This is a genomic window from Streptococcus sp. 2106 (genome assembly GCF_013277315.1).
Taxonomy (GTDB): Bacteria; Bacillota; Bacilli; order Lactobacillales; family Streptococcaceae; genus Streptococcus; species Streptococcus pseudopneumoniae.
The window spans coordinates 1-3,232 of record NZ_VMMS01000108.1 but is presented as its reverse complement, the minus strand read 5'-3'; the positions used below and the strand labels follow the sequence as shown (position 1 = coordinate 3,232).

Genomic DNA, 3,232 nt, shown 5'->3' with positions numbered 1-3,232 from the left:
ATGGTTACGACCACCACGTGTTTCTTGAAGGAGAGAATCGAGTCCGAACTCCTCATATTTTTTTACAGTTGGCCAAATCGTTGTTTGATTACAGTCTAAAAGCTCTATAATCTCTTTATAAGATTTACCCATCAGACGAAATAGAACGATTTGAAGGCGTTTATGATATTTAGCTGTACGAGAGTCTTTTAAAAGTGTTTTGATAGCTTGGATTTCTTCTTTAGTTGATTTCATATTACTATTATATAATGCTTTTTGATTTTAGCTTAGTATTATCGTAGAAAATGGACTCGGTGCTATGGATAAACCGAATGAGAATGGTTATGTAGCAGATGACTATCGGATTACTTACTTAGAGGCCCACATCAAGGCCATGCGAGATGCCATTTACCAAGACGGGGTTGACTTGCTTGGTTATACGACTTGGAGATGTATCGATCCGGTTTCAGCTGGCACAGGGGAAATGAATAAGCGCTATGGCTTTACCTATGTAGATCGAGATAATGTAGGAAATGGGACTCTCAAACGTAGCAAGAAGAAGTCCTTCTATTGGTACAAGGATGTCATTGATAGCAATGGAGCAAGCATCGAGTAGAGCACATTTGTTTACTATTTTTATAAAATCTTCTCCCTGCTTTATAAGATGTAAAAAAGAGTTCAAATGGAACTCTTTTTTTGTTATAATGAAGGAAGAAAGATCAGACAGGAGAATAAAATGTCAGAACCATTATTTTTACAATCAGTTATGCAAGAAAAAATCTGGGGTGGAACCAAGCTACGTGATGAGTTTGGCTACGACATCCCAAGTGAAAAAATCGGAGAATACTGGGTCATCTCAGCCCATCCAAATGGTGTCTCTAAAGTTGCCAATGGACGCTACCAGGGAACAGACCTGGCTACTTTGTATGCGCAGCACCGTGAATTGTTTGGCAATCGTCCAGAACCTGTATTTCCACTCTTGACCAAAATTCTGGATGCTAACGACTGGCTCAGCGTCCAAGTTCACCCAGACGATGCTTATGGACTCGAGCATGAAGGCGAACTCGGAAAAACAGAATGCTGGTACATCATAGCTGCGGATGAAGGCTCAGAGATTATCTACGGTCACAATGCCAAGTCAAAAGAGGAACTCCGCCAGCAAATCGAAGATAAAAACTGGGATGCCTTGCTGACAAAAGTGCCTGTTAAGGCTGGAGATTTCTTCTATGTACCAAGTGGCACCATGCATGCTATTGGTGCTGGCATCTTGATTCTTGAAACCCAGCAGTCTAGCGATACCACCTATCGCGTCTATGACTTTGACCGCAAGGATGATAAAGGCAACTTGCGTGAACTTCATCTTGAAAAATCCATCGATGTCTTGAGCATTGGTGAGCCAGCAAATAGCCGTCCTGTGACTGTCAAAGCTGATGATTTACGCTCAACTTTACTTGTCTCTAATGATTTCTTCGCAGTGTACAAGTGGGAAATTACTGGAAAAGTTGACTTTGAAAAGACAGCTGACTACAGCTTATTGAGTGTCTTAGCTGGTCAAGGTCAGCTAACTGTTGATGGGAAAAATTATCCAATTCAAAAAGGCAGCTACTTTATCCTACCAAGTGATGTTGAATCTTGGACTCTGGAAGGGCAAGGTTTAGAAGTGATTGTTAGCCATCCATAAAAAAGAAAGGGCCTGAGTTTACTACTCAAGTCCTTTTTAATTACATAAATTGGGCGATGAAGACCACGATGATGATGATTGGAATGACGAAACGAAGAAGGAAGAGCCAGACTTGGAACAGTCCCTGTTTCCATGCGGTTTCATCAAGATGGAGTTCCTCCATTGCAAGAGCCTTTTTAAAGATATAGCCTGTAAAAAGTGAAAGGCAGAGAGCTCCAAATGGCATGAGGAGATTGGAAACCAAGAAGTCCATAGCGTCAAAGAAGGTCTTCCCAAAGATGTGAGCATCCGCCATGACACCGTAAGATAGGGCTGAAGGAATGCCAAAGATAAAGGTCAAAATTCCTAAAATCACACTCCATTTGGCACGTTTGCTGTTATCCTGGTTGGTGACATTGCCCACATTGATCTCCAGCATCACGACAGAAGAAGTGACAGTCGCAAAGAGGAAGAGGACGTAGAAAATGGTTCCAAAAGGCATCGTGTCAAAGAGTTGAGGCAAGACGATAAAGAGCAAGCTCGGTCCCCCTTCAGACTGGATATTGAAGGGGGATCGAGCTTGGAAAATGGCGAGACCTGCCATGATGGATATCGAGATATTCATGGCTACGATGGAGATTCCTGACTGGACTAGATTGGTTTTCTTGTCTAAGTAAGAAGCATAGGTCAGCATGGCTGTAACCCCTAGTGAGAGGGCAAAGAAAGATTGTCCCAGAGCATAGAGGAGACCAGCACTGGTCAGTTTTGAAAAGTCTGGTTTGAGGAAGTAAAGAACCCCTTCCATGGCATTTGGCAAACTGAGAGAACGACCGATGATGACGACAAAGATGATAAAGAGCAGGGGCATCATGACTTTCGAAGCTCTTTCAATCCCTTTTTGAACCCCACGTGATACAATGAAGATATTCAATAGGATAAAGGTCGCTTGAGCTCCTAGAGCAATGGCTGGATTTGAAATGATTGAAGTAAATAACTGAGCATAATCACCCGTTCCACCAATTTGGAACAATTTTCCAAACTCAATGCCTAGATAGACTAAAATCCAGCCGCCAATAACACTGTAGAAAGATAAGAGGATAAAGAGGGCAAAGGCACCAATCCAACCGATAAAGTTGTACTTACTATTCTTGCCTGGTTTTCCAAAGGTTTTGATAGCTGAGACACCAGCACTTCGGCTGAGAGCAAATTCAGCCAGCAATAGGGGGAAACCGATTAAAATAGTGGAAATGAGAAAGACTAGTAAAAAGCCTCCTCCACCGTTAGCAGCAGTCATGTAGGGGAATTTCCAAACGGCTCCAAGTCCGATGGCTGAACCAGCAGATGCTAGAATAAAGCCCAATTTAGAACCCCATTGCGATTTTTCAGACATAGTTAAACTCCTAAAATTAGTGTTACAAAAGAAAAAGCTACTGCCCTTGGCAAATAGCCTCATCAGTACTCAAGATGAGCGTTTCTTTTGATTGATAGACTTGACTATCCTATCATGTTTTCTAAGGTCTGTTAATACTCAATAAAAATCAAAAAGCAAACTAGGAAGCTAGCCGCAGGTTGCTCAAAGCACTGCTTTGAGGT

General features: G+C 42.1%; 3 protein-coding genes and 1 pseudogene. 2 read left to right on the top strand and 2 right to left on the bottom strand.

Annotated features, from left to right (window positions below; genetic code table 11):
• Window positions 1-234, bottom strand: a 234-nt coding sequence (locus tag HT723_RS10385) for a helix-turn-helix domain-containing protein (protein WP_172935154.1), incomplete at its 3' end; no start/stop codon positions are given.
• 40 nt (window positions 235-274) lie between these two features.
• Between HT723_RS10385 and HT723_RS10380 the strand changes: the two are divergent.
• Together HT723_RS10380 and manA are read left to right on the top strand one after the other, a co-directional pair.
• Window positions 275-595: pseudogene (locus HT723_RS10380) on the top strand (family 1 glycosylhydrolase); the annotation flags it as partial.
• 120 nt (window positions 596-715) lie between these two features.
• On the top strand, window positions 716-1,660 hold the full coding sequence (gene manA / locus HT723_RS10375) for a mannose-6-phosphate isomerase, class I (RefSeq protein WP_172935152.1): 945 nt from the start codon (window positions 716-718) through the stop codon (window positions 1,658-1,660).
• Window positions 1,661-1,700: 40 nt separating this feature from the next.
• Here the strand turns inward: manA and HT723_RS10370 are convergent, their stop codons facing one another.
• Window positions 1,701-3,029 carry a sodium-dependent transporter gene (locus HT723_RS10370; RefSeq protein WP_172935151.1) on the bottom strand — a complete coding sequence of 443 codons (1,329 nt, stop codon included), beginning with the start codon at window positions 3,027-3,029 and terminating at the stop codon, window positions 1,701-1,703.
• Between the last annotated feature and the right edge of the window lie 203 nt (window positions 3,030-3,232).